Origin of the sequence: Hymenobacter sp. BRD128, assembly GCF_013256625.1 — a bacterium.
Lineage (GTDB): Bacteria > Bacteroidota > Bacteroidia > Cytophagales > Hymenobacteraceae > Hymenobacter.
On record NZ_CP053908.1, the window covers coordinates 2,577,782 to 2,604,386 of the forward strand.

15 protein-coding genes, 3 tRNA genes and 3 rRNA genes are annotated in these 26,605 nt (G+C 57.6%); 10 read left to right on the forward strand and 11 right to left on the reverse strand.

What is annotated here, in order from left to right; genetic code table 11:
• The first annotated feature begins 24 nt into the window (after nt 1-24).
• From GKZ68_RS11470 to GKZ68_RS11485, 4 genes are all read left to right on the forward strand, one after another.
• A complete protein-coding gene (locus GKZ68_RS11470) occupies nt 25-1,845 on the forward strand; it encodes an assimilatory sulfite reductase (NADPH) flavoprotein subunit (RefSeq protein ID WP_173114785.1) in 1,821 nt (606 codons plus the stop codon).
• Nucleotides 1,846-2,039: 194 nt separating this feature from the next.
• Complete coding sequence (locus GKZ68_RS11475) at nt 2,040-4,943, forward strand: TonB-dependent receptor (protein ID WP_173114786.1); 2,904 nt, start codon at nt 2,040-2,042, stop codon at nt 4,941-4,943.
• 20 nt (nt 4,944-4,963) lie between these two features.
• Nucleotides 4,964-6,679, forward strand: a complete 1,716-nt coding sequence (locus tag GKZ68_RS11480) for an NADPH-dependent assimilatory sulfite reductase hemoprotein subunit (protein ID WP_173114787.1) — start codon at nt 4,964-4,966, stop codon at nt 6,677-6,679.
• Nucleotides 6,680-6,699: 20 nt separating this feature from the next.
• The gene (locus GKZ68_RS11485) at nt 6,700-8,022 is read left to right on the forward strand and encodes a TSUP family transporter (RefSeq protein ID WP_173114788.1); all 1,323 of its coding nucleotides are present in this window, start codon (nt 6,700-6,702) and stop codon (nt 8,020-8,022) included.
• A gap of 421 nt (nt 8,023-8,443) precedes the next feature.
• Here the strand turns inward: GKZ68_RS11485 and rrf are convergent.
• From rrf to GKZ68_RS11510, 5 genes are all read right to left on the reverse strand, one after another.
• Nucleotides 8,444-8,555: ribosomal RNA gene (gene rrf / locus GKZ68_RS11490) — 5S ribosomal RNA — on the reverse strand.
• An 85-nt stretch (nt 8,556-8,640) separates the two neighbouring features.
• Nucleotides 8,641-11,554 (reverse strand): 23S ribosomal RNA (locus tag GKZ68_RS11495).
• Nucleotides 11,555-11,753: 199 nt separating this feature from the next.
• Nucleotides 11,754-11,827, reverse strand: a tRNA-Ala gene (locus tag GKZ68_RS11500).
• A 37-nt stretch (nt 11,828-11,864) separates the two neighbouring features.
• Nucleotides 11,865-11,938 (reverse strand) — tRNA-Ile (locus GKZ68_RS11505).
• Between the two features lie 125 nt (nt 11,939-12,063).
• Nucleotides 12,064-13,578 (reverse strand): 16S ribosomal RNA (locus GKZ68_RS11510).
• The 16S, 23S and 5S rRNA genes sit together here with 2 tRNA genes alongside, the layout of an rRNA operon.
• Before the next feature lie 685 nt (nt 13,579-14,263).
• Here GKZ68_RS11510 and GKZ68_RS11515 point away from each other — a divergent pair.
• Nucleotides 14,264-14,986: a YARHG domain-containing protein gene (locus GKZ68_RS11515; RefSeq protein ID WP_173114789.1), complete on the forward strand. Its 723-nt coding sequence runs from the start codon at nt 14,264-14,266 to the stop codon at nt 14,984-14,986.
• On the opposite strand, the gene GKZ68_RS11520 is transcribed toward GKZ68_RS11515, so the two are convergent.
• The 5 genes from GKZ68_RS11520 to GKZ68_RS11540 all read right to left on the reverse strand — a co-directional run bounded on the left by GKZ68_RS11520 (nt 14,975) and on the right by GKZ68_RS11540 (nt 19,828).
• Nucleotides 14,975-16,243, reverse strand: coding sequence for an adenylosuccinate synthase (locus GKZ68_RS11520; protein WP_173114790.1), 1,269 nt, complete (start codon nt 16,241-16,243; stop codon nt 14,975-14,977). The two genes, GKZ68_RS11515 and GKZ68_RS11520, sit on opposite strands and share 12 nt — an antisense overlap.
• A 23-nt stretch (nt 16,244-16,266) precedes the next feature.
• Nucleotides 16,267-16,617, reverse strand: coding sequence for an STAS domain-containing protein (locus GKZ68_RS11525; protein WP_173114792.1), 351 nt, complete (start codon nt 16,615-16,617; stop codon nt 16,267-16,269).
• Between the two features lie 5 nt (nt 16,618-16,622).
• The gene (locus GKZ68_RS11530) at nt 16,623-17,069 is read right to left on the reverse strand and encodes a Fur family transcriptional regulator (RefSeq protein WP_254244274.1); all 447 of its coding nucleotides are present in this window, start codon (nt 17,067-17,069) and stop codon (nt 16,623-16,625) included.
• A gap of 225 nt (nt 17,070-17,294) precedes the next feature.
• Nucleotides 17,295-17,624, reverse strand: coding sequence for a CHY zinc finger protein (locus GKZ68_RS11535; protein ID WP_173114794.1), 330 nt, complete (start codon nt 17,622-17,624; stop codon nt 17,295-17,297).
• Complete coding sequence (locus tag GKZ68_RS11540; protein WP_173114796.1) at nt 17,624-19,828, reverse strand: bifunctional (p)ppGpp synthetase/guanosine-3',5'-bis(diphosphate) 3'-pyrophosphohydrolase; 2,205 nt, start codon at nt 19,826-19,828, stop codon at nt 17,624-17,626. The genes GKZ68_RS11535 and GKZ68_RS11540 overlap by 1 nt, the downstream gene beginning before the upstream one ends.
• A gap of 131 nt (nt 19,829-19,959) precedes the next feature.
• On the opposite strand from GKZ68_RS11540, the gene GKZ68_RS11545 reads away from it, so the two are divergent.
• The 4 genes from GKZ68_RS11545 to clpX all read left to right on the forward strand — a co-directional run bounded on the left by GKZ68_RS11545 (nt 19,960) and on the right by clpX (nt 23,903).
• Nucleotides 19,960-20,041, forward strand: a tRNA-Leu gene (locus GKZ68_RS11545).
• A 142-nt stretch (nt 20,042-20,183) separates the two neighbouring features.
• Nucleotides 20,184-21,518 carry a trigger factor gene (gene tig, locus GKZ68_RS11550; protein ID WP_173114798.1) on the forward strand — a complete coding sequence of 445 codons (1,335 nt, stop codon included), beginning with the start codon at nt 20,184-20,186 and terminating at the stop codon, nt 21,516-21,518.
• 155 nt (nt 21,519-21,673) lie between these two features.
• The gene (locus GKZ68_RS11555; protein ID WP_173114800.1) at nt 21,674-22,381 is read left to right on the forward strand and encodes a ClpP family protease; all 708 of its coding nucleotides are present in this window, start codon (nt 21,674-21,676) and stop codon (nt 22,379-22,381) included.
• 298 nt (nt 22,382-22,679) lie between these two features.
• On the forward strand, nt 22,680-23,903 hold the full coding sequence (gene clpX / locus GKZ68_RS11560) for an ATP-dependent Clp protease ATP-binding subunit ClpX (RefSeq protein ID WP_173114802.1): 1,224 nt from the start codon (nt 22,680-22,682) through the stop codon (nt 23,901-23,903).
• Between the two features lie 206 nt (nt 23,904-24,109).
• Here the strand turns inward: clpX and GKZ68_RS11565 are convergent, their stop codons facing one another.
• Nucleotides 24,110-25,144, reverse strand: coding sequence for an NTP transferase domain-containing protein (locus tag GKZ68_RS11565; RefSeq protein WP_254243972.1), 1,035 nt, complete (start codon nt 25,142-25,144; stop codon nt 24,110-24,112).
• 234 nt (nt 25,145-25,378) lie between these two features.
• Between GKZ68_RS11565 and GKZ68_RS11570 the strand changes: the two genes are divergently transcribed.
• The gene (locus GKZ68_RS11570; protein WP_173114804.1) at nt 25,379-26,593 is read left to right on the forward strand and encodes a molybdopterin molybdotransferase MoeA; all 1,215 of its coding nucleotides are present in this window, start codon (nt 25,379-25,381) and stop codon (nt 26,591-26,593) included.
• Nucleotides 26,594-26,605: the final 12 nt, after the last annotated feature.

The following is a 26,605-nucleotide window of genomic DNA, read 5'->3' on the forward strand; positions in this document are numbered from 1 at the left end:
GCCAGCTCCCGTTTTTTCTTAGTCATGCCCACGCTTCCTATTCTTCCGCCCAGCCTCGACGAGGCTACCCTTCAGCAGCTTACGGCTAGCCTCACGCCGCAGCAACTGGTGTGGTTGAGCGGCTATTTCTACGGCCAGGCCACGGGCGGAACGGCGGCCGCCCCGGCCGCGCCTGGCACTGGCGCGGCTACGGCGGCCGCCCCGGCCGAAAAGCTGACTATTCTCTACGGCTCGCACACCGGCAACGGTAAGAAAATAGCCGAGCAAGCGGCCGCAGCGGCTACCGCTCGGGGCCTGAAGCCGGAGGTGCGCGACATGAACGACTACCCCGGCCGCCAGCTGGCGCAGGAGCAAAACCTACTCGTCATCGTGAGCACCCACGGCGAGGGCGAGCCGCCCGTTTCGGCCGAGGAGCTGCACCAGTTCATCGGCGGGCCGCGCGCCCCCAAGCTGCCCAAGCTAAAATTTGCCGTGCTGGCGCTGGGCGACACGAGCTATATCCACTTCTGCCAGACCGGCAAGGATTTCGATGAGCGCCTGGCCGCGCTGGGCGGCACCCGCCTGCTCGACCGCGTCGATGCCGATGTAGCCTATAAAGCGCCCGCCGCGCAGTGGATTGCGGATGTGCTGGATAAGCTGGCGGCTAACCAAGCCCCAGCCGGGGCGCCTACCCTAGCCGCCCCGGCTGGCAGTGCCGCTACCGTAGTGGCTGAGCCGCAGCCTGCTGCGCAGTTTACCGCCGAAAACCCCTGGCCGGCTAAAGTGCTCGAGACCATTCAGCTAAACGGCCGGGGCTCGGATAAGGAAACGCACCACATCGAGCTCGACCTGGCCGGCTCGGGCCTGACCTACGCCCCCGGCGATGCGCTGGCCGTGCGCCCCCTCAACCACCACCCACTGGTGGAGGAAGTGCTGCGCGCCGCCCGCCTCTCCGACTCGGCACCGGTGCTGCTAGGGTCCGAAAGCCTGCCGCTGGCCGCCGCCCTGGCCAGCCGCCGCGAGCTCACGGTGCTCACCCGCGACGTGCTGGAGCGCTACGCCGCGCTAGCCCCCCACGCCGAGCTGCACGGCCTGCTGGCCGATACGAGCCGCCTCCAGCCCTACCTCTACGGCCGCGACGTAGCCGACTTGCTGCTCGATTTCCCGACCGACCAGCTCACGCCCCAGGCCCTGGCCGACACCCTGCGCCCGCTGCCCACCCGCGCCTACTCCATCGCCAGCAGCCTGCTGGCCCACCCCGACGAGGTGCACCTCACGGTGGGCGCCGTGCGCTACGAGGCCCACGGCCGCCAGAAGCAGGGCGTGTGCTCGTCGCTGCTCGCCGACCGGGTGGCGGTGGGCGACGAGGTGCGCGTATTCGTGGAGCACAACGAGTATTTCAAGCTGCCCAAAGCGGCTGATACCGACATCATTATGGTGGGCGCCGGCACCGGCATCGCGCCGTTCCGGGCCTTCGTGGAGGAGCGCGTGGAGCTGGGGGCTAGCGGCCGCAACTGGCTATTTTTCGGCAACCCGCACTTTACCACCGACTTCCTCTACCAGGCCGAGTGGCAGCAGCACCTCAAGCGCGGCGGCCTGGCCAAGCTCGATGTGGCCTTCTCACGCGACCAGGCCGAGAAAATATACGTGCAGGACCGCCTGCTCGAAAACAGCCGCGACGTCTTCGGCTGGCTCGAAAACGGTGCCCACTTCTACGTGTGCGGCGACAAAAACCGCCTCGGCCACGCCGTGCAAACGGCCCTCACCCAGGTAGTGCAAAATGAGGCTAGCATCTCGCTAGAAGAAGCCATTACCTACCTGAAGAACCTTAAGAAGCAGCGCCGCTACCTCGAAGACGTGTATTAAGAGTGGTCATCCTTAGATACCGCGGGGCGCTGCCCCGTGCCATCAAAATCCACCACTAACCAGCACTTTACCACCCATGTTTCTCCGAATGCCCACTTGTTGTTGTCGGCCGGCCGGCTGCTGTATGCGTCCGCGCGCTCGCCAGTTTTTGCCCGCTTCGGCCGGCTCTTTTCCGACTTCAATTTCGCCTTTCGATGAAAGCTTACTACCCGTCCATCATCCTTTTCCTGCTTCTCTTACTGGCTAGCATTAGCGCGGCATTTGCCCAAACCGAGCTGCTGGCCGTGAGCGGCACCGTGCATGAGCAGGGCACCCGGCTAGCCCTGCCGGGCGTGAGCGTCAGCATTCAGGGCACCAACACCGGTACCCAGACCGATGGCGATGGCAAATTTGCCCTCAAGGCCCGCCTGAAATACCCGTTCGTGCTCGTGTTCAATGCCTTGGGGCACGAGCCGGTGGTGCTGCCCATCAACCGCGCCAACCAGCCGCTCGACATCGTGCTGGAACCCAAGGAAATCCTGACCGGCGAGGTCGTCGTGTCGGCTTCGCGCGTGGAGGAAAGCCGGCTCAAGTCGCCGGTGGCCATTGAAAAGCTCGATATCCGGGCCATTAAAGAAACCCCGGCCCCGAGCTTTTACGACGCCCTCGAAAATGTGAAGGGCGTGCAGATGCTTACCAGCAGCCTCACCTTTAAAGTACCGAATACCAGGGGGTTTAATATTCCTAATAATTTTCGCTTTATGCAGCTCGTGGATGGGGTAGACATGCAGGCGGCTACCCTGGGCGTGCCGCTGGGCAATGCCATCGGCCCCACGGAACTCGACATTGCCAGCGTCGAAATAACGCCCGGCGCGGCCTCGGCCCTCTACGGCATGAATGCCATCAACGGGCTGGCCAACCTCACCACCAAGAGCCCTTTCACCTACCAGGGACTGAGCGTGTACCAGAAGCTGGGCGTGAACCACGTCGATGGCATCGACCGCCACCCGAGCGCCCTCACCGAAACCTCCATCCGCTGGGCGCAGGCCGTGGGGGCTAGCGGCCGCTGGGCCTATAAGGTGAACCTTGACTATCTGCGCGGCACCGATTGGCTCGCCAACACCCAAACCGACCAGAACCCGCAGGGCCTTTCTACTTCTAACCCCGGCTTCTCGGAGCTGTCGGGCGCCTACAACCCGGCCGCCGACCTTTGGAACCGCTACGGCGATGACACCAACTCGTCGCTGACCGTCACCATTCCGTACCAGAGTAAAAACCAAGCCTTTACCATTACCCGCACCGGCTATTACGAGAAGGACCTCGTGAACCCCATCGTGCGCAACATCAAGGCCGATGCCAGCCTGCATTACAAGCTCACCGACCAGCTGGAGCTGAGCTACGGCTACCGCTTCGGGCTGATGGACGGCGTGTTTCAGCGCGGCAACAAGATTCAGCTCAACGGCGTGACGGTGCAAAACCACAAGCTGGAGCTGAAGGGCCGCGACTTCGTGGTGCGCGCTTATACCCTGCTTGAGAACACCGGCAGCTCCTACAACCTCAACCCGCTAGCCCTCAACCTCGACCTGCAAAACGGCTCCAACGCCGTGTGGGGCGCCAAATTCCGCACTGCGCTGCAAAACCAGCTAGCCGGCGGCGCGGCGCTGCCCCAGGCCATGGCCGCCGCCCGCCAGGCCGCCGACGCCGGCCGCGCCGAGCCCGGCACCCAGGCCTTCACCGACCTCAAGAATAAAATTACCAGCCTCAACAACTGGGACAGCGGCGTGAACGTGCCGGGCGCGCCCATTCCCGGCGGCGCGGCGCTCACCCAGCGCAGCCGCACCTACCACACGGAAGGGCTGTGGAACCTGGGCCAGCGCGTCAAATTCGTGGATTTGCTCGTGGGTGCCGATGCCCGCGTGTACCAGATTATCCCCGACGGCAACAACTTCGTGGACTTCAGCCGGCCGCTGGCCGAGCGCAGCCAGCCCGGCGGCGACTACGTGTACTACCAGAAGTTCGGCGCCTTCGGCCAGGCTACCAAGCTGTTGCTGGCCGATAAGCTCAAGCTCACCGCCTCGCTGCGCGTCGATTACAACCCCGAGTTCACGGCCAAGGTTAACCCGCGCCTGGCGGCTGTGTACACCCTAGCGGAGAAGCATAATTTCCGCGCTTCTTACCAAAATGGCTGGCGCTTTCCCTCGCTGTTCGAGGCGTTGTCGTTCGTCAACAATGGCAACGTGCGCCGCGTGGGCGGCCTGGCTAGGGTCAACGAAGGCCTGAACTACCTGCAAAACTCGTACACCCGCGCCAGCATCGACCAGTTCAACGCGGCCGTGAATGCCTACGTGGCGGCCAATAGCGGCAGCACCGCCGCCCAGGCCGCCGTGCTGCCCCAAAACCGCGCCCTGCTGCAAGTGGCCAACCTGCCCACCGAGCAGCCCGAGCAAATCAACGCCTTCGAAGTCGGCTACCGCAGCGTGCTGCTCGGCAACAAGCTAGCCATCGACGCCGATGCGTATTTTAACGTCTACTCCGGCTTCCTGGCCCAGGTAGAGGTGAGCGTGCCCAAAGACGCCAATGGCAACCAGGTAGCCGTGGGCACCGATGCCGCCGCCGTGGCCGCCCTGCGCGCCAACCGCGACGCTCGCCAGGACCGCTACCGCGTGTACACCAACTCGCGCCAGGCCTACCGCAGCTACGGCTCCACGCTGGGCCTGACCTACAATTTCTACCAGAAATTCACCCTGGCCGGCAACGTAAACTTCAACGCCCTCTCGGCCAACAGCCAAACCGATGTCTTCGTCACCGGTTTTAACACCCCGAAGTGGGCCACCAACCTCTCCTTCGGCAACCGCGAGATTATCCGCAACTTCGGCTTTAATGTGAACTGGCGCTGGCAGGATTCCTTTTACTGGGAAAGCCCCCTGGCCAACGGCCAAGTGCCGGCCTACCAGACCATCGACGCCCAGGTAAACCTGCGCGTGCCCACCCTGAAATCAACCATCAAGCTCGGCGGCACCAATCTGTTTGACCGCCGCTATTTTCAGTACGCGGCCGGCCCCACCATCGGGGCGCTGTATTATGCGAGCGTCACCTTCGACGCCACCGTGCTGCACTAGCTTATAATTCAATTAATTCCATGTCCGATACCCTAGCCACCGCCGTGCCCAAGCTCTCCGAAGTCGAGCACGTCAAAATTGCCAGCCGCTACCTGCGCGGCACACTCATCGAGAGCTTGGCCAATCGCCTCACCGGCGCGCTCAACCCCGACGACACGCATCTTATCAAGTTCCACGGCTCATATCAGCAAACCGACCGCGACCTCGACAGCGAGCGCAAGCGCCAGAAGCTGGAGCCGCTGTTCTCGTTCATGATTCGGGTGCGCGTGCCCGGCGGCGTGGCCTCGGCCCCGCAGTGGCAACGCATGGACGCGCTCTCTGACGCCTACGGCAACGGCACGATGAAGCTTACTACCCGCCAAACCTTTCAGCTCCACGGCGTGCTCAAGCGCAACTTGCCGGCCGCCATCCAGGGTTTCAACGAGGTGCAGATGGACAGCATTGCGGGCTGCGGCGACGTGAACCGCAACGTGATGTGCAATACCAACCCGCACGAGTCGCCGGTGCACGGCGAGGTGGTCCGCATCGCCCAGGCAATCAGCGCCCACCTCACGCCGCGCACCACCGCTTACCGCGAAATCTGGCTTGACGGCGACTTGGTAGAAACCACCGAAGCCGTGGACGACGAGCCGATTTACGGTCATACCTACCTGCCGCGCAAGTTTAAAATCGCGCTAGCCCTGCCGCCCTACAACGATTCCGACATCTTCTCCAACGATATCGGCCTCATCGCCATCGAGGAAAACGGTGAGTTGCTGGGCTTCAACGTGGCCGTGGGCGGCGGGCTAGGCATGACGTTTGGCCTGAACGAAACCTACCCGCGGCTAGCCGACCTCATCGGCTTCGTGCCCGCCGATAAGGTTATCGATGTCTGCGAGAAAGTCGTAACCATCCAGCGCGACTGGGGCAACCGCGAAAATCGCAAGCTCTCGCGCCTCAAGTACACCATCGACCGTGTAGGCCTGCCCGCCTTCGTGGCCGAGCTGCACCAGCGCCTGGGCTACGAGTTGGCTCCCACGCGCGCCTACCAGTTCCACAGCTCCAGCGATGCCTTTGGCTGGACCCAGAGCCCTAGCGGCCTTTCCCAGCTCGTGCTGTTTGTGGAAGGTGGCCGCGTGCTCGACCGCCCCGGCTACCGCCTCAAGTCGGCCCTGCGCGAAATCAGCGGTTTTCACACCGGCGAGTTTCGCCTCACCGGCAACCAGAACCTCATTCTGGCCAATATCGAGCCGCAGCACGTGGCCCGTATTCAGACTATTCTGGAAGAAGCCGGTGCCGCGCCCAAGGCCGACCAGCTCACCGCCCTGCGCCGCGGCGCGCTAGCCTGCGTGGCCCTCAACACCTGCTCGCAAGCCTTCGCCGAAGCCGAGCGCTACCTGCCCCACCTGCTCGATAAGCTCGACGCCGTCATCCGGGCCCACGGCCTGGCCGAAACCGGCATCCTCATCCGAATGACCGGCTGCCCCAACGGCTGCGCCCGCCCCTACCTCGGCGAAATCGGCCTGGTGGGCAAGGCGCCCGGCCGCTACAACCTTTACCTCGGCGCCGACCACGTCGGCGAACGCCTCAATAAGCTCTACCGCGAGATGCTCGACGAAGATGGTATCCTGCGCGAGCTTTCCCCTCTGCTAGCCGCCTACGCCGCCGACCGTCAGCCCGACGAGGCGTTTGGCGACTTTGTAGTGCGCACCGGCGTAGTAAAAGCTACTACCCAAGGTCTTGATTTTCACAGCTAAGTCGTAATTTCCCTTCTACTATGGCTACTGACCTGCTCATGCATGTAGCTCCGGCGGCTACCAGTAGCCAGCTGGTACCCCTACAAGGCAGCACCCTTCCCGTCTTTCTTGACCTGGCCCGGCGGCGGGTACTGCTAGTGGGTGGCGATGCTGAGGCGCTGGCCCAGCTTACGGCAGTGCTCGCCGCTAGCCCAGCGGCGGCTATTACGATAGTAGCGCCCCATTTTTTACCCGCTATCCAAGCTCTGGCTACCCAAAACCCGCAGATAAAGCTGCTCACGCGTCCTTTCGAAGCCGACGACTTACTCGGCCACGACCTAGTATTAGTCGCCACCCACGATACCGACCTGCATGGCCGCGTACGGGCCGGCGCGGCGGCCCGGCAGCTGCACGCCGTTACGGCCCTCGGGCCTACCGACCAAGCTGCTGCCGTGACGCACTGGCAGCGAGTAGCCACGTTTAGCCTAGGAGCTTTTGCGCTATTTCTGGTTCTGACTATCCTATCGTATTACATTACCTGGCAGCAGGTCTGGCACGTAGCCAGCAATTCGGGCACATTTTACACTTTCGTTGCGGTTGGTTTTCTAGCCCAGCTTATTGATGGCATGCTGGGTATGGGCTACGGCGTAGTGTCTGCCATCAGCTTGATGTCGCTAGGGTTAAGCCCAGCCTCAGTAAGCGCCAGCATTCACACTGCAGAGATGTTTGCCAGCGGCGCGTCCGGTTATAATCACTACCGTTTCGGCAATGTCAATAAACGTTTATTTAAAGTTCTCCTCGTGCCTGGTATTTTAGGCTCGGTGAGCGGTGCCCTGCTACTTACGTATTTCGGCGAGCAGTACGCCGCTATTATCAAGCCAGTTTTAGCTATCTACTTGCTGTTGCTAGGGCTGCGCATCATTAGCAAAGCTGTACGCAAGCAGACCCAAAAGCGCCGCAAGGTAAAAAATGCCGGCTGGCTAGCTGGCGCGGGTGGCTTTCTAGATTCCTTTGGCGGGGGCGGCTGGGGGCCGCTAGTTACCAGTACGCTCATCGCCAATGGCCGCACGCCCAACTACGTTATTGGCACCGTAAGCCTCGTAGAATTTTTTGTGACGTTTGCCAGTGCACTTACTTTCTTCTCCGTCATTGGCTTTTCCAATTGGCAGATTGTGCTGGGCCTCATTGTGGGAGGCGTTACAGCTGCTCCACTGGCCGCCCGGCTAGCCGGCCGGCTCTCTACGCGTTGGATGTTTATCGGCGTTGGGTCTATGGTTGTAATATGGAGCCTCTGGGCGCTCCGCAAAGTAGATTTACACATCATTTGGCACTATGCTCAAACTCACCTCCTCTCCGCTTCTTGACCAGAAGTTATCCGCCTAGTTAACACATAAAAATCCCCGCTAGCCCTTATAATTAGGGTTAACGGGGATTTTTATTAAATACGCATCATACTATTTTTATATAACTAAATACCCCTCGAAATACAGCATTATGTATACAACTAACATATAGCGCATGATAGTTGCTAAGTATGCCAACAAGCAGAGCAAAAAGCTTCGCCGTTATCTTGCCCAAGATAGAAAAATATCTATTATAAACGCGCTGGGAGATGTTCGAACCTTATAAAATATAACAGTTTGTAAACAACAGACGACCAAAATTGTGCTATAGTCACCATGTTACAGCCACATGTTTATTAGTGCAATTAGTCTGATGACTCAACGCAAGAGTCCTCCTGCTAGCGCTGGTGAAAGCGAAGCAGGAGGACTCTTGTTGCAAAAAAGTTGGCGGCGACCGACTCTCCCACCGGTGAGGGCAGTACCATAGGCGCACCGGGGCTTAACGACTCTGTTCGGAATGGGAAGAGGTGAACACCCGGGCTAAAGCCACCATTGCTGGCGTTACTGGTCGTGTTCAGGGACCAATAGCAAAACCGTTGACATAAGGGAAAAGAAAAAGAAGTAGAAAGCTAGTGGGCCAAGCGTAAGTCCTCGGTTCCTTAGTACGGCTCAGCTATGCTGTTTCCAGCTTTACACCTGCCGCCTATTTACGTGGTCGTCTACCACGAACCTTTCATTGGGATGACTCATCTGGAGGTGAGTTTCGCACTTAGATGCTTTCAGCGCTTATCTGCTCCCAGCGTAGCTACCCGGCGCTGCCCCTGGCGGGACAACCGGCGCACCAGCGGCTGGTCCAACTCGGTCCTCTCGTACTAAAGTCAGGTCCTCTCAATCATCCAACGCCCACCACAGATAGGGACCGAACTGTCTCACGACGTTCTGAACCCAGCTCGCGTGCCACTTTAATCGGCGAACAGCCGAACCCTTGGGACCTTCTCCAGCCCCAGGACGTGACGAGCCGACATCGAGGTGCCAAACCTCCCCGTCGATATGAGCTCTTGGGGGAGATCAGCCTGTTATCCCCGGCGTACCTTTTATCCTTTGAGCGATGGCCCTTCCATGCGGAACCACCGGATCACTATATCCGTCTTTCGACCCTGCTCGACTAGTCAGTCTCACAGTCAAGCCCACTTCTACTATTGCGCTCTACATCCGGTTACCAAGCGGATTGAGTGGACCTTTGAAAGCCTCCGATACGCTTTTGGAGGCGACCACCCCAGTCAAACTACCCAGCAGCCACTGTTCTCTTGCAAAGCAAGAGTTAGGCAACAGGCACAGTAAGGGCGGTATTTCAACGTTGGCTCCACGAGAGCTAGCGCCCCCGCTTCGACGCCTCCCGCCTATGCTACACATACTGAACCCATCACCAATGGCAACCTATAGTAAAGGTGCACGGGGTCTTTCCGTCCCGTGGCGGGTACTCGGCATCTTCACCGAGACTACAATTTCACCGAGCTCACGGCTGAGACAGCACCCAAATCGTTACACCATTCGTGCAGGTCGGAACTTACCCGACAAGGAATTTCGCTACCTTAGGACCGTTATAGTTACGGCCGCCGTTTACTGGGGCTTCGATTCAAGCCTTCGCCTTGCGACTAAGCTCCCCTCTTAACCTTCCAGCACCGGGCAGGTGTCAGGCCTTATACGTCCGCTTACGCGTTAGCAAAGCCATGTGTTTTTGTTAAACAGTCGCTTGGGTCTTTTCACTGCGGCTTCTCTATCGCTAGAGGAAGCGTCCCTTCTCCCGAAGTTACAGGACCATTTTGCCGAGTTCCTTGGCCGTGATTCACTCGAGCGCCTCAGGATGCTCTCCTTGACTACCTGTGTCGGTTTGCGGTACGGGCCGAGCTAGGATACAACGTTTAGCAGCTTTTCTTGGCAGTCCTTAGGTACACTATCCACGTGGCCCGAAGGCCGTGTGGTACTATCACCTTTCCCCTAAGTCGGCGTACTTAACTACCATCTCAATAGGTACGGGCTTTAACGAGCACTTCCGTCCGCTCGCGGTACTTTCATTCCTGCGTCCCTGCATCACTTCCTAGTCCGGGGGCCAGAATATCAACTGGCTTGCCATCGGGTACACCTGTCGGCTCTCCCTTAGGTCCCGCCTAACCCAATTCCGATTAGCGTTGAATTGGAAACCTTAGTCTATCGGCGAATAGGTTTCGCACCTATTTTATCGTTACTCATGCCTACATGTGCTTTTCTGGACGCTCCACCATGCCTGACAGCACGGCTTCGCCGCAACCAGAATGCTCCCCTACCACTTACACAAAGTGTAAATCCCGCGCTTCGGTGCCTAGCTTGATGCCCGCGTATTATCGATGCCCGGTCGCTCGACCAGTGAGCTGTTACGCACTCTTTAAAGGAATGGCTGCTTCCAAGCCAACCTCCTGGCTGTCAAAGCAACTGGACCTCCTTTGTTCAACTTAGCTAGAACTTAGGGACCTTAGCGGCGGGTCTGGGTTCTTTCCCTCTCGGCCGGGGACCTTAGCACCCCAGGCCTCACTGCCGTGTATGAATTTGCTGGCATTCGGAGTTCATCAGGATTCGGTAGGCTCTGACACCCCCTAGTCCTATTGGTAGCTCTACCTCCAGCAAACCTAACCACGACGCTGTACCTCAATACATTTCGGGGAGTACGAGCTATTTCCTAGTTTGATTGGCCTTTCACCCCTACCCTCAAGTCATCCAAATCCTTTTCAACGGAAACTGGTTCGGACCTCCACAGCGTGTTACCGCTCCTTCATCCTGCTCAAGGGTAGCTCACTAGGTTTCGCGTCTACCCCCACTGACTACGCGCCCTATTCAGACTCGCTTTCGCTGCGGCTGCGTGTATCTATACACTTAACCTTGCCAGTGAGGAGTAACTCGTAGGCTCATTATGCAAAAGGCACGCTATCAGGGTATTGACACCCCTCTAACTGCTTGTAAGCACACGGTTTCAGGTTCTTTTCACTCCGCTATCCGCGGTTCTTTTCACCTTTCCCTCACGGTACTGGTTCACTATCGGTGTCTCAGGAGTATGTAGCCTTAGCGGATGGTGCCGCTCGCTTCAGACGGGGTTTCTCCGGCCCCGCCCTACTCAGGGTATCGCTACCGTGAATCAGAAATGTCACTTACCGGGCTCTCACCGTCTCTGGCGTGTTTTCCCACACACTTCAGTTATCTCGATTCAATCAGATGTTGCGACCCTACAACCCCACAGCGGCCGTAACCGCCGTGGTTTGGGCTCCTCCCCGTTCGCTCGCCACTACTTGGGGAATCATGGTTATTTTCTTTTCCTGCCGGTACTGAGATGTTTCAGTTCCCGGCGTTTGCCCCAGTCCAATACAGGAGTGGTCATCGGTCTTCAACCGATGGGGTTGCCCCATTCGGAAATCTCGGGATATAACGGGTATGTGCCCCTCCCCCGAGCTTATCGCAGCTTATCGCGTCCTTCCTCGCCTCTGAGACCCTAGGCATCCCCCGTGTGCTCTTGCTTACTTCTCGCTTGCGATTCTCTACACTCGAAGTGTAGGAGAACTGTGCATCCGTCTGTGACGGACACACCCGCTTTGTACTTCTCTTTCTTGTTTTCCCTTACGTCAAAGAACGTTTACTACCCTATCGGTAGTAAAGATGATATAGTTGAATTACTTCAAACTCTATCAATATTCTGAATCACCTTCTCAATTAGAATGTGTAATCAGTGGAGGATAACGGATTCGAACCGTTGACCCCCTGCGTGCAAGGCAGGTGCTCTAGCCAGCTGAGCTAATCCCCCGGAAGTTGGCCTGCAAGCAGATACCCGCTGCTGCCAGTGGGCCTGCCTGGACTCGAACCAGGGACCTCTACATTATCAGTGTAGCGCTCTAACCACCTGAGCTACAAGCCCGGGTTCGGCCTGATCTCTTGTGAGGTCAATGCAGAATCCGATAAAATCGTTGAATGGAGGAAATAGACAAAATGTGAGGCCAAACGACCCAAAGTATATTAAATCAAAGAGCAAGTTTGCTCCAGAAAGGAGGTGATCCAGCCGCACCTTCCGGTACGGCTACCTTGTTACGACTTAGCCCTAATTACCTGTTCTACCCTAACTGGCTTCGTTGCGGAGCACCAGCTTCAGGTCTACCAGACTTTCATGGCTTGACGGGCGGTGTGTACAAGGCCCGGGAACGTATTCACCGCGCCATGGCTGATGCGCGATTACTAGTGATTCCAGCTTCACGGAGTCGAGTTGCAGACTCCGATCCGAACTGAGAACGGTTTTTCGAGATTGGCATCTGGTCGCCCAGTAGCTACCCGCTGTACCGTCCATTGTAGCACGTGTGTCGCCCTAGGCGTAAGGGCCATGATGACCTGACGTCGTCCCCGCCTTCCTCACTGCTTGCGCAGGCAGTCTGGCTAGAGTCCCCACCATTACGTGCTGGCAACTAACCATAGGGGTTGCGCTCGTTGCGGGACTTAACCCAACACCTCACGGCACGAGCTGACGACGGCCATGCAGCACCTTGCTTTGTGTCCCGAAGGAAAGGCTCATCTCTGAGCCGGTCACGCGCATTCTAGCCTAGGTAAGGTTCCTCGCGTATCATCGAATTAAACCACATGCTCCACCACTTGTGCGGGCCCCCGTCAATTCCTTTGAGTTTCACCGTTGCCGGCGTACTCCCCAGGTGGGATACTTATCGGTTTCCCTAAGCCACGGACAATCTTTAGCCCGCAGCGAGTATCCATCGTTTACGGCGTGGACTACCAGGGTATCTAATCCTGTTCGCTCCCCACGCTGTCGTGCCTCAGCGTCAGTAACAGCCTAGTCAGCTGCCTTCGCAATCGGGGTTCTGGACCGTATCTATGCATTTCACCGCTACTCGGTCCATTCCGCCAACCTCGTCTGTACTCAAGCCTCGCAGTATCCAGGGCAGTTCCGTTGTTGAGCAACGGGCTTTCACCCCGGACTTACAAGGCCGCCTACGCACCCTTTAAACCCAATAAATCCGGACAACGCTCGCACCCTCCGTATTACCGCGGCTGCTGGCACGGAGTTAGCCGGTGCTTATTCTGCAGGTACCGTCATCACTGCTCACGAGCAGCTTATTCTTCCCTGTCAAAAGCAGTTTACGACTCAGAAAGCCTTCGTCCTGCACGCGGCATGGCTGGGTCAGGCTCTCGCCCATTGCCCAATATTCCCTACTGCTGCCTCCCGTAGGAGTCGGGCCCGTATCTCAGTGCCCGTGTGGGGGACCAGCCTCTCAGCTCCCCTAGTCATCGTCGCCTTGGTCAGCCGTTACCCAACCAACTAGCTAATGACCCGCAACCCCATCTATACCCAATAAATCTTTAACTATCACCCGATGCCAGGTAAAAGCCTTATGCGGTATTAATCCGCCTTTCGGCGGGCTATCCCCAGGTATAGGTAGGTTAGTTACGTGTTACGCACCCGTGCGCCACTATCAGTATTGCTACTGACCGTTCGACTTGCATGTATTAGGCCTGCCGCTAGCGTTCATCCTGAGCCAGGATCAAACTCTCCATTGTAAAATATTCCTGCACCCATGCGAACATGAGCTGATGTCGAGTGCTAACCTTGCTCTTTTTGTTTGACGTTTTTAATTCGCGTCGTTTGGTTTCGTCATGTTAGTAGGCTTGCGCTTACTAGCATGACTCCTCACGTTTTGTCTATTTCCAACATTCAAAGAACGATTGCTACCTCCAATTGAAGCGGCATGGTGGGCTACCTGGGCAGCCCGGTTTTCGCTGTTTGCAGCGCCCTATTTTAATTGGGAGTGCAAAGGTAGCTGATTTTTCTTATTTTATAAAAATAAAGAGAAAATTTTTTTGGATTTTTTTCTTTATTTTTTTCATCTAACTTGCTTCCAGTTGAAGCGGGGTGCAAAGGTACGGTATGTTTTTCCGAATTCGCAATAGGATTGGGAAATTTTTTTCTACTTCTTGCGGAAGGAGCACGGCGAGTAAGACACGCTAGCTAGCCGAGGAGTTCCGTGAGCTTTGCTTTTTCTGAGAGACTTGCGTTTTTTACAAAGTTTTCAATAGGCCTTTTGCCGTTTGGGACTGCAAAGGTAGGAGAACTTTTTGGGTAGACAGGCAGTGAATTATGAAACAAGCTGTGTGGGGGTTGTAAGTAGCTGAGTTTGGGGGAGAAAAAGTTTACTTGCTATTTAGCGTTGTATTTTTACTCAGCTTTCTTACTTAGCAGCACCTTATGCGCTTCTTATTATCCTGCCTAATCTTATGTCTTTTTGCCATAGCCTCTTATGGGCAAATTATGTTTGGCATGGATACTGTACCAGCATCCTCTTTCACAAAATGGCAGACTTCAACACCTAAAGCTTACGAGGGTGTTTATCATTTTGGAGAATCGGAATGGGAATCGGACTTTGTGGTAGTTGTTAGCAACGGTGTTGTAACAGCGCAAATTCGTTCGGGCGGATGGGCGAAGAATCCGGAAAGATGGAAGAAGTTTTACCAGACTCTCACCAACGTTAAGATTATTGGGAATAGGTTTTATTCAAAGGAAACTGAAGGTGACTTTGTGACTTTCTTCTACGAAGGGGAAAAGAACTATGGGCTCCGGGTCAAAAAGTTGTGGAGCGTTTCAGCAACTAAACAACAAGTGGAGGCTGGGACGCGTACCGGGCCACTTACCAACTATTTTGGTGGTAGCTATCCACAAGCTTCTTATAAAATACTGAAGCCAGCAGAACTTGCTCGGTATAGTAAGGAGCAACTTGCGCTTATGCGGAATGAAGTGTTTGCTCGGTATGGGTATGCATTTTCAAAGAACGAAAAGATGCGACTGTATTTCAAAAAACAGGAGTGGTACCAAGTAGAGAAGGTGTCTCTTGACTTGGTACTCACTCCTATTGAAAAGAAGAATATAGTGACGCTACAAGCAGCGGAGGCTCAGGCAGCCTTACCGAAATAGCGTGCTTACTCTATCCGGCCCCACGCTGACAATACGGATGGGTACTTGTAACTCCTTTTCAAGGAAAGCCAAGTAGTCCTGGAGAGGCCGGGGGAACTGGGCGGCGTCGGTGACCTGGGTGAGGTCGGTGTGCCAGCCGGGGATGGTGACGTACTCGGGGGTGATTTGCTCGAGCTGGCCGGGGTCCGGGAGGTTGGGGGTGCTACCGCCGGTGGGGGTGCGGTAGTGAGTGCAGGCCTGGATTTCGGCGAAACCGTCGAGCACGTCGGCTTTCATGAGGTGCAACTCGGTGACGCCGTTGAGCATGATGGCGTAGCGGAGGGCGGGCAGGTCTATCCAGCCAGTGCGGCGGGGGCGGCCCGTGGTGGAGCCAAACTCGCGGCCGGCCTGGCGGATTTGCTCGCCGACTTCGTCGGTTAGCTCCGTGGGGAAGGGGCCGCTGCCGACGCGGGTGCAGTAGGCTTTGGTGATGCCGTATACCTTATCTATGTGGCGGGGGGCGATGCCGAGGCCGGTGCAGGCTCCGGCGGCGATAGTGCTGCTGGAAGTGACGTAGGGATAGGTGCCGAAGTCGATATCCAATAAAGAGCCTTGGGCACCTTCGGCGAGAATGCGTTTGCCCTGGCTAAGCAAGTCATTCAGCAGAAACTCGGTATCAATGAGCTGAAGGGTACGCAAGAATTCAACAGCAGAGAAGAAATCGGCTTCAAACTCACTAATTTCCAACTCTTTATGATAGTGGGCGGCGATGCTGGCGTGGTGGGCTACTGCTTCCTTATAACGCGCTTGGAAATCGGGGAGCAGGATGTGGCTAACGCGCAGGCCCACGCGGCCGATTTTATCGGAATAGGTAGGGCCGATTCCTTTGAGGGTGCTGCCGATTTTGGTGTTGCCGCGGGCTTCTTCACTGATGCGGTCGAGGGCGCGGTGCGACGGCAGGATAAGTTGGGCTTTCTTGGAGATATAAAGGTTTTGGCTCCAGTCTACTCCCCTATCGGTAAGTTTCTGCAGCTCGCCCCGGAATACAACAGGGTCGAGCACCACACCATTGCCAACAATATTGAGGATATGGGGGTGAAAAATACCGCTCGGCACTTGGTGCAGCACGTGCTTCTGGCCGTCGAAGGTGAGGGTGTGGCCGGCATTGGGGCCGCCCTGGAAGCGGGCTACGGCATCGTAGGTGGGGGCGAGCACGTCTACGATTTTTCCTTTTCCTTCGTCGCCCCACTGGAGGCCTACTAATACGTCTACTGGCATTTTGAAAACAAAAAAATAGCCGCCTAGGAGGCGGCTGTGAGTAGTTGCTGACGGGCGGTGGCTTCGTCAGCAACTACGGTGAAGATGTTATTAAGCTTAGTGAGGGCTAGCATTTTGCGCGGGTGGTCGGCCGGATTGATAAGTATCATTTCACCGCCGCGGCTCCGAAACTTGGTAAGCAATGCTACCAGCACCCCAATGCCCGTGCTATTGATGTATCGAATATTAGACAAGTCAACGGCGCAGCTGACAATGGCATCGTCCAAGTACTCGTTTACCGAGGCTACTAGCTGCTGGGTATCGGGGCTACCGATGAGGTCGCCGGCTAGGGTCAGATACAGAATGCCGTCGGTAAGGATGCTGGTGGTGGTCATCTACGCTACTTTACAGGCTCGGGGGCGGGGTTGCTAGCTCCCTTGGCGCGGCAGTCGCCGCAGATGCCGTACAAATTTAGGGAATGATGCAGAATGTGAAAGTTTAGCAGGTCGCCCACCATCGTTTGGATACCGTGAATCCGCGGGTCACAAAACTCGACTACCTTGTGGCATTCGGTGCAAATAACGTGGTCGTGCTGCCGATAGCCGTAGCTTTTTTCGTACTGCGCAAGGTTGCGGCCAAACTGGTGCTTGCTCACTAAGCCTTGCTCTACCAGCAAATCAAGCGTATTATACACTGTGGCGCGGCTCACTTGCAGGTTGCGCTCCTTCATACCGGCGTACAGTTCTTCCACGTCGAAGTGGCCCGAGCGCACGTAAATTTCTTCGAGAATAGCGTAGCGCTCGGCCGTTTTGCGGAGACCTTTATTTTCGAGGTGGGCCGTAAATATTTTTTTTACTTCTTCGAGCCGGTCCGTATTTAGGGTAGCCTGGCTGGAAGCGCTGGGCGTGTGGCGGTCGGCGTAGCCCACCTCCGACGAGCCACCGGCGCCCTGGGCGGCCTCGGCAGCACGGTAAGGAAATGCTAAAGGGGAAATAGTCACGGGCTAAGGTTAAGTAAGATAATTAATACGGGCAGTGTTCCGCTGCGTAAGTCGAAAACCCGCCCCTAGGTTTTATTGCTCGAAATAGAGGTGGTAGTGCGTGGCGCAGCCAGGATTGAACGCCGCCTGGCAGCTAGGGCAGGTATTCATGCAGCCCAGGTACTGCTTAATAGTGAGCGTGCGGTGGCAGTTGCCGCAATACACAGCTGGCTCGTCAAACTCCTGCTGTGGCCACACCCGCGCCGGGTGGCTAGCCACCTCATTGTGGCACTGAATGCAGGCGTAGAAAACACCGCAGCACTTGTGCTTGATGGCAATAATGTCGCGCTCGGAGTGATAATGCACGCACTGCGTGCGGTCATTAACCTGGGTGCCGTGAACAAAGACTGGCGCTAGCTGCATTACGAATCGAAGCGCTCAACCTGCAGAACGCCATTTACCTTTGATAATCGCTGGATGAGCCTATTGAGATGGTCGGTGTCGTTGACGAACACCATAATCTGCCCTTCGAAAAAGCCATCATTCGAGTCAACCGTGATGGAACGCATATTCACCTTGAGGCTGGTAGAGATGATGCGCGTCACGTCGTTGACAATGCCCACCCGGTCGGAACCCTTGAGCCGGATGCCGGCCAGGAAGGCTAGCTCCAATTGGTCGGTCCACTTGGCGCGCACGATGCGGTTGCCGTAGTTCGACATCAAATCGACGGCGCGCGGGCAGCTAGTGCGGTGAATGATGAGTCCGGTTTCCGTTTCGAAGCCAAACACGTCGTCGCCCGGAATCGGGTTGCAGCAGCGCGCCAAGCTATGGTTGAATTTGTCGGTGCGCTCCCCTACCACGAGCATATCGGCGCGCACCCCCCTGATTTTCTGCACTTCGTGGTCGAATGCCTTACGCTCCAGCACCGAGCCCGACCGCGAAGCCGTGGTAGCCTTGAATAAAGAGTCGCGGATTTCACGGCCATCGAGCTGGCCCATGGCTAGCTTGTAGTAGAAATCCGGGATATTGGGCACGTTGAAATAGGCCAGTACCCGCTGCATATTTTCGGGCGTGTTTTCTACGCCAATCAATTCCAGCCGCTTTTCCAAGATAAACTTGCCATCGTCGGCCTTTGCCCGTTTATCATCGCGCAAAAATTCTTTAATACGCGACTTTGCCTTGCTGGTAATCACGTAGTTAAGCCATTCCGCCGTGGGCCGCTGCTTATGCGAAGTCAGGATTTCGACCTGGTCGCCGTTGCGCAGCTGGTAGCTGAAGGGCTCCAGCTTTTGATTGACTTTTGCCCCGAGGCAGTGCAGGCCGATGTGCGTGTGAATGTCGAAGGCGAAATCCAGTGCCGTAGCCTTGTCGGGCAAGATGACGAGCCGGCCCTTGGGCGTGAAGGTGTAGACTTCCTTCACGAACAGGTTTTGGCGGAACTCATCCATAAATTCCAAGGCGCTGGAATTGTTGGTTTCCAGCATTTCGCGCACGCGGTTCACCCACGCTTCCAACGTCGATTCGGGTTGCAGGCTGCCGGTATCCTTGTATTTCCAATGCGCAGCGTAGCCTTTTTCGGCGATGTCGTCCATGCGCCGCGAGCGGATTTGCACCTCCACCCACTGGCCGGGGTGCGACATCACGGTGGTGTGCAGGCTCTCGTAGCCGTTGGCCTTGGGCGTGCTCACCCAGTCGCGCAGGCGGTCGGGGTTGGGTTGATAAAAATCAGTCACAATGGAATACACCTGCCAGCAGGCGGCCTTTTCCTGCTCGGGCGGCACATCCAGAATGACGCGAATGGCGAACAGGTCGTACACCTCCTCGAAGGTCACGTTCTGCTTGCGCATCTTCTTGAGAATCGAATAGATACTCTTGGGCCGACCCTTTATTTCGTAGTGAAAGCCCTGCGCTTTCAGCTCCTCATCAATGGGGTGCACGAATTCTTTGATAAAGCGGTTGCGGGCGCTCTGGCTCTGCTTTACCTTGCCCTTGAGCTCAGCATACACTTCTGTATCAGTATATTTGAGGTGGAGGTCTTCCAGCTCCGTTTTGATAGCGTAGAGGCCTAGCCGATGGGCTAGCGGCGCGTACAGATAAATCGTTTCGCTGGCAATTTTGAGCTGCTTGTGGCGCGGCATCGAGTCGAGCGTGCGCATGTTGTGCAGGCGGTCAGCCAGCTTGATGAGAATCACGCGCACGTCCTCGCTCAGCGTGAGCAGCATCTTGCGAAAGTTCTCGGCCTGCTCGCTCGAGCCGTATTCGAAAACGCCGGAAATCTTGGTCAGGCCATCGATGATACGAGCGACTTTCGGCCCGAAGTCGCGCTCAATGTCTGATAATTCGGTGGGCGTATCCTCCACCACATCGTGCAGCAGGGCAGCCACGATGCTCGTAGTGCCCAGCCCGATTTCTTCCACCGCAATCTGGGCCACGGCCAGCGGGTGCAGAATGTAGGGCTCGCCCGACTTGCGACGCATGTTCTTGTGCGCTTCCAGGCTTTGATTAAACGCCTTCTTAATCAGCTTGGTATCGCCGTCGTGCAAATATGGCTTGGCCGTGCGCAGCAGGCGGCGATAGTGGCGCAGGATTTCCTGGCGCTCGGCTTCAAGGTCAATTACGGGAGGCATGGTACCGCAAATAACACGCGTAGGAAGCAAAAGGTGACAGCCGCCTATTTATTCTACTCGGAGTTTTGCGAAGCTACCAAATAATTCCTACCTTTGCGGCCCCGCAGCGAACGGCAGCGAGGAGCCCACCTGCGGATGTGGCGAAATTGGTAGACGTGCCAGACTTAGGATCTGGTGCCGCAAGGCGTGTGGGTTCGAGTCCCTCCATCCGCACAGTTAGCAAATGTGATGAATGTGAAAATGTGGGAGATGTGAAAATGAACTTGTAACATCTTCACATCTCCCACATTTTCACATTCATCACATTTTTTTTTAACCTTTCCGACTGGCAAGCACCAAGCTTGCTCCCACCGTTTTGAATATTACGCTTGACCGCAATGAGGAGCAGCTAACCGGGCTGCTGAACGTGCATCTCGATGAGGCTGACTACAGCGACGCCGTAGAGAAGCAAATCAAAGAGACCACCAAGAAGGCGCAGTTCAAAGGCTTCCGCCCCGGCAAAGTGCCCGCTGGCCTGGTGCGCAAGATGTACGGCAAAGGCATTCTGGCCGACGAAATCAACCGCCTGCTCGGCAGCTCGGTTGATTCGTACCTGCGCGATAATAACGTAAAAATCCTGGGCGAGCCGATTCCGGTGCCGAGTGATGTTGACTTTGATACCGCTAAGTCGTTCGACTTCCAGTTTGAGCTGGGCTTGCTGCCCGACTTCGCGCTGCCCGCCGAAAACCAGGTGGAGCTAAAGCGGCCGGCCATCACGCTCGACGACGCGACCCTAGCCGAAACCAACGAGCAGATTGTGCGTCAGTTTGGCGAAACCACTAACCCCGAAGTTTCGGAGGCGGATGACTACCTCTTCGGCAAGCTGAAAAAGGCCGGTGCGGAAGGCGAAGGCCAGACGGTGCTGCTGCCCATCAACAAGGTAAAGAATGGCCAGGAGCGCTTCATTGGCGTGAAGGCCGGCGACACGCTGACCTTTGACCTGAGCGACGCTTTTGGTGGCGACGCGGGCGCTATCCGCAGCTTCTCGGGCCTGAGCAAGGAAGAGGCTAGCGGCGCTACCGGCGACTATGAGTTTGAGGTAGAGAAAATTAATCGCACGGCCGCTCCGGAGGAAAACCAGGAGTTGTTTGACAAAGTATTCGGCCCCGAGGCCGTTTCTTCGAAAGAGGAATTTGACGCGAAGGTGCGCGAAACGGTGCAGGGCAACTACGACCGCGAGTCGGACAACCTGGTGAACCGCAAGCTCATCGATGCGATGATTGACAACACGACCATCCGCATTCCGGTGGAGTTCTTTAAGAAGTGGCTGGTGCGCGCCAACGAAGGCAAGCTTGACGCCGCTACCGTGGAGCAGCACTACTCGGACTACGAGCGTGAGCTGAAGTGGAGCCTTATCCGCAACAAAGTGGTGGAAGACATGGGTCTCAAGGTTGAGACTGACGAAATTCGCAACCGCGTGCTGGACAAGATTCTGGGCCAGTTTGGCGGCGGCATGCAGCTGACTGACGAGATGCGCCAGGGCATGGTAGGTTTCGCCGACAACTACCTCAAGCAGGAGAACGGCAAGAACTACGTGCAGGAGTACGAAGCCATTCTGGCAGAAAAAGTAGTAGAGGCCCTGCGTGGCAAAGTTGTTGTTACGGATGAGCCCGTAACGGCCGAAGAATTCCGCAACCAGAACGAAGGCTAAACCTTCGGGCCGGTTGGCAAGTTAAAAAAGCCTTTACGCCCCGCGTAAGGGCTTTTTTGTGTTGTGCGCAGTACGTTTACAACATCGGCAACCTTTACCCGTCTTCTGGTTTTAAACATGGGCAAGCAGCCGCTTCCCCCCTACTTATTTCCCTCATGCTGAATAAACAAGAGTTTCGCAAATTTGCCGTAAAGCATCAGGGCCTCAGTGGCTTGGGTGTTGACCAATATATCCAGCACGTGGAGGGCCAAACGCGCGGTGGCCTCATCATGCCCACGGGCATGACCCGCTCGGTGATTGAGGAGCGCCCGCAGAACTTCCGGGAAATCGACGTGTTTTCGCGCCTTATCATGGACCGCATCGTGTTCCTGGGTACGGCCGTTGACGATTACATCGCCAACATCCTGACGGCGCAGATGCTGTTCCTGGAATCGGCCGACTCGAAAAAAGATATCCTACTGTATATCAACTCGCCCGGGGGCTCGGTATACGCTGGCCTGGGTATTTATGACACCATGCAGTACGTGAACCCCGACGTGGCCACGATTTGCACGGGCCTCGCGGCTTCGATGGGTGCGGTGCTGCTGGCCGGCGGTGCCAAGGATAAGCGTTCGGCCCTCCCCCACGCCCGCGTGATGATTCACCAGCCTAGCGGCGGGGCGCAGGGCCAGTCGACCGACATTGAAATCACAGCCCGCGAGATTCTGAAGCTCAAGAAAGAGCTGTATGACATTCTGGCAAAACACTCGGGCAAAACGTACCAGGAAATTTACGACAACTCGGAGCGCGACTACTGGATGCGCGCCGATGAGGCCAAAGAGTACGGCCTGATTGACGAGGTACTGGAGAAAAAGCCGGCGTAACTGTCTGAACCACGGATTAGCTTCGCTGAACTTTGTTTCGGCGGATTCTTTTGGATTGGTCGAGTTTTGTGGATAGTACCTGAGAACAGAAGAAGCTCTGGCTGGCTAGCCGGAGCTTCTTCTGTTATAGGCAGGCGAGCTTTTGAGGTAGTTGCCCGAACTTTTGGAGAGCTTAGCTGCTTTGCAACTGCTAGCTCATGCTTGGTTTCCTTGGGCTAGCCGGGCGCAATACTGGGTAGCCAACTTATCTTTGTAGCCGTTTTCTTCTGAAAACAGTTTTCCTATTTGAATACTCCCGATGCCGGAAATAGCCTGCTCCTTCTGCAATAAACCCAAGCGCGACGTCGCGGTAATGATTTCGGGCATTAATGCCCATATCTGCGAGAAGTGCGTGGCGCAGGCCCAGCACATTCTGAGCGAAGAAACCAAGCTGCAAGCCGAGGCGCGGCAGCCCAAGTTTAACCTCATCAAGCCCCGCGAAATCAAGCAACACCTTGACCAGTACGTGGTAGGCCAGGATGAAGCCAAGCGCGTGATGAGCGTAGCGGTGTACAACCACTACAAGCGCCTGATGCAGAAGCCGCAGCACGACGAAGTGGTAATTGAGAAATCGAACATCATCATGGTGGGCGAAACCGGCACGGGCAAAACTTTCCTGGCCCGGATGCTGGCCAAAATTCTGCAAGTGCCCTTTTGCATTGCCGATGCCACGGTGCTGACCGAGGCCGGCTACGTGGGCGAGGACGTGGAAAGCATTTTGACGCGCCTGCTGCAAGCGGCTGACTACAACCTGGAAGCGGCCGAGCGCGGCATCGTGTATATCGACGAGATTGATAAAATTGCCCGCAAGAGCGACAACCCCAGCATCACGCGCGATGTGAGCGGCGAAGGTGTGCAGCAGGCGCTGCTGAAGCTATTGGAGGGCACGCACATCAACGTGCCGCCGCAGGGGGGCCGCAAGCACCCCGACCAGAAAATGATTTCGGTGAATACTGAGAATATTCTCTTTATGTGCGGCGGGGCATTTTCGGGTATCGACCGCATTATCAAGAGCCGGCTGAATACCAAGCCGATGGGCTTCTCGAAGACCAATTTGGAGGAGAACGTAGACACGCAGAATTTTCTGCGTTACGTATCGGCCCAGGATATTAAATCCTTCGGCCTCATTCCGGAGCTGATTGGCCGCCTGCCAGTACTCACCCACCTCAATCCGCTGGATAAAGCCACGTTGCGCCTCATCCTCACCGAGCCGAAGAACTCGCTGGTGCGGCAATACAAGCGGCTGTTTGGAATGGAAAATATTGCGCTCGACTTTACCGAAGGGGCGCTGGAGTACATTGTGGAGCGGGCCGACGAATACCGGCTGGGGGCGCGCGGCCTGCGCTCTATTTGCGAGAGCATCATGACCGACGCCATGTTTGAGATGCCGTCGGAGGCCGGCGTGGTAGAGCTTATGATTACGGAAAGCTACGCCCGCAGCAAGTTTGAGAAGTCGCCGCTGCGGCTGATGCGCGCGGCGTAGTGACTGAGCAGATTTACCCGCCGCAATTCGTTGCGGATGCTCAGGGTAGCGTAGCCCACACTTTCCTTAACATCCAAACTGCTTGACACCAGCGTGGCACGCATCAAAACTGACGGGCCAAGCCAGAAAGTCATCGCCCCAACAGCAGCACCTGCCAGCACGCGACTATTTCGCCGCCGACGTTCACGGCAGTAGCACACGGGGCATCAATGGGTTGCTTTTGACGTAAATATGCCTGCCAGCGCCTGCTCGGCAGCAGCACGCTCGGCGGGCGTGTTCACGTTGCGCAGGGCCTCGCCGCCGGGCGTGGGCAGCACCTGCACATCACTATTGATGAGCATTTTACGCGGACAGGAATAGCCCAATCCCAGAAATCGCAGCAGCTCAGGATAAGCGCGCGGCTCGAAGATGGTGATAAGCGGCTCGGGAAACTCATTGCCCGGGCTTTGAAACGCTGTGGCGAGCCGAGCGGGCTGGCGGGCAGCCACCAGCTGGCGCAGCACGTCGGCGGTAAGAAACGGCAGGTCGCAGGCCAGCACCAGCCAAGCGGCGTTGGGGTCGTGCCGGAAGGCCGACAGAATGCCTCCTAGCGGCCCTAGCCCCAGAAAAGTATCGGGCAATGGCTGCAAGCCCGCCGGCAGCTCGGCGGCCTGCTCGGCCCGGCACGACACGAACACATCTTGGCAGATTTCTGCAAGCAAGCCAGCGGCTACCTCGCGCTGCTCACGGCCGGTAGGGCCGTAGCGTAGGCGGCCCTTATCGGTTTGCATGCGCTGGCTGAGGCCGCCAGCCAGCACAAGTCCGCGCAGCGGCGCGCGGCGCGCCGCCAGCCACTGCTGCACCCAGGCAGCCAGGCCAGCCGTGTCGGCCAGGGCAAAGCACGGCAGCTGCGCGTGGTGTGGCAGGTGGGCTTGCAGGTAGTCGGGCAGTTCGGTCACGCCGGGGGCCAGCACAATGGCCTGCACGTCGGTTAGCTTGTCGAGCTTGTGGGCCAGTGATTTGCGCGGGTCGATGAGCACCACCTGCTGGCGGGCCCGAAAGTGATTGCCATTGACCAGCGCCAGGCTAGCTCCGGCCAGCAGCGCGGGCTGCGAAAACCGGTCGATAGCGCGCCGCTCATCGAGGCGGCGAAAGTGAATTTTGTCGGTCAGCTCGGCGTAGGCACCGGCTTGCAAAAGCGGGCTCATACTCTGCGCCGCGGCGGCGTCGCCGCTGGCGTGGTCGGCATCGACGTAGCCCACGCGATGGCCAGCGGGGGCCAGCGCGGCCGTGAGGCTAGCGGCCAGCCGCTGAATATCGCCGCAGGGCGCGCCCAGGAAAGCCAGCTCGTGGCGAGCAAATTCGCCGAAGTCGGGGCGGGTGAGGTCGGCGTGTTTGGAGCGGGGGCAGCGTTTTCGGTCATAGCTTCACAACAATTCAGCGGAAAATTAGCTTGCAGTTTGCTTGCCGATTATCCTTTTTCTTCTTTCTCCTACGTGCTTTCCGTCGAAGATGCTACTCGCCGGGTGCTGGCCACCGCCCGCCTGCTGCCCACCCAGACCGTGCCGCTAGCCCTGGCTGTGGGCCGCGTGCTGCGCCAAACAGTGGTCGCTGACCGCGATTTCCCACCCTATCCGCGCGTCACGATGGATGGTATCGCGTTGCGCTACAACAGCTTGGAAAGTGGGCAAACCACCTTCCCCATCGAGCGCACGCAGCTAGCCGGCGCCGCGCCCGCGCCCCTCAGCAACCCGCAGGCCGCCGTGGAAATAATGACCGGCGCGGCCCTGCCACCGGGCACCGACACCGTTATCCGCTACGAGGACCTGGATTTTAGCGACGGCCCCGGCCGCCGCGCCACCGTGCGCGTGCGCCCGCCGCGCCAGGGCCACAACGTGCACGCCCAGGGCAGCGACCAGCCGGCCGGCGCGCGGCTGCTAGCCCCCGGCCTCGTGCTGAGTCCGGCCGAAATCGCGGTGGCCGCCACCGTGGGCGCCACCACCCTAGCGGTGGCGCGCCGCCCGCGCCTGGCCGTGGTCAGCACCGGCGATGAGATTGTACCCATCGAAGCCATGCCCCTGCCCCACCAGATTCGCCGCTCCAACGGCCCGATGCTGTGCGCCGCGCTAGCCCTGGCCGGCTGTGAAAGCCAAGAGTTTCACCTGCTCGACGATTTAGCTTCGCTTAAAAATGAGCTGCCGGCGCTGCTGGCCGGCTTCGACGCGGTGCTGCTGAGCGGCGGCGTGTCGAAGGGCCAGGCCGACTTTTTGCCGCAGGCGCTGCGCGAGCTGGGCGTAGAGGAAATTTTTCACCGGGTGGCGCAGCGGCCGGGGCAGCCATTCTGGTTTGGGCAGCTGGCGGGCGGGGCAGTGGTATTTGCGCTGCCTGGCAACCCGGTGGCCACGTTTGCCAACTACTACCGCTACGTGCAGAGTTGGCTGCGCCAGTGCCAGGGGCTACCCGCCGGGGCTAGCCAGCCCGCGTTTGCGGAGCTGGCCAGCGCAGTCGATTTTAAGCCCGCGCTCACGTATTTTCTGGCCGTGCGCCTCGAAAATGCGCCCGATGGCCGCCTGCTGGCCCACCCGGCGCCTACCGCCGGCTCGGGCGACCTAGCCGGCCTGCTGGCGGCCGATGGCTTACTGGAGCTGGCGGCGGGGCAAACGCACTTTGCAGCGGGCACGGCATGGCCGGTATGGCGCTACCGGAACTAGCGGAACCTTGCG

Excerpts from the sequence above, each read along its gene's own strand:
- GKZ68_RS11540 (WP_173114796.1), bottom strand. The coding sequence starts at position 19,828 with ATGCCTCCCGTAATTGACCTTGAAGCCGAGCGCCAGGAAATCCTGCGC.
- GKZ68_RS11480 (WP_173114787.1), top strand. The coding sequence starts at position 4,964 with ATGTCCGATACCCTAGCCACCGCCGTGCCCAAGCTCTCCGAAGTCGAG.
- GKZ68_RS11470 (WP_173114785.1), top strand. The coding sequence starts at position 25 with ATGCCCACGCTTCCTATTCTTCCGCCCAGCCTCGACGAGGCTACCCTT.
- GKZ68_RS11515 (WP_173114789.1), top strand. The coding sequence starts at position 14,264 with ATGCGCTTCTTATTATCCTGCCTAATCTTATGTCTTTTTGCCATAGCC.
- GKZ68_RS11535 (WP_173114794.1), bottom strand. The coding sequence starts at position 17,624 with ATGCAGCTAGCGCCAGTCTTTGTTCACGGCACCCAGGTTAATGACCGC.
- clpX (WP_173114802.1), top strand. The coding sequence starts at position 22,680 with ATGCCGGAAATAGCCTGCTCCTTCTGCAATAAACCCAAGCGCGACGTC.
- GKZ68_RS11555 (WP_173114800.1), top strand. The coding sequence starts at position 21,674 with ATGCTGAATAAACAAGAGTTTCGCAAATTTGCCGTAAAGCATCAGGGC.
- GKZ68_RS11475 (WP_173114786.1), top strand. The coding sequence starts at position 2,040 with ATGAAAGCTTACTACCCGTCCATCATCCTTTTCCTGCTTCTCTTACTG.
- GKZ68_RS11485 (WP_173114788.1), top strand. The coding sequence starts at position 6,700 with ATGGCTACTGACCTGCTCATGCATGTAGCTCCGGCGGCTACCAGTAGC.
- GKZ68_RS11525 (WP_173114792.1), bottom strand. The coding sequence starts at position 16,617 with ATGACCACCACCAGCATCCTTACCGACGGCATTCTGTATCTGACCCTA.
- GKZ68_RS11520 (WP_173114790.1), bottom strand. The coding sequence starts at position 16,243 with ATGCCAGTAGACGTATTAGTAGGCCTCCAGTGGGGCGACGAAGGAAAA.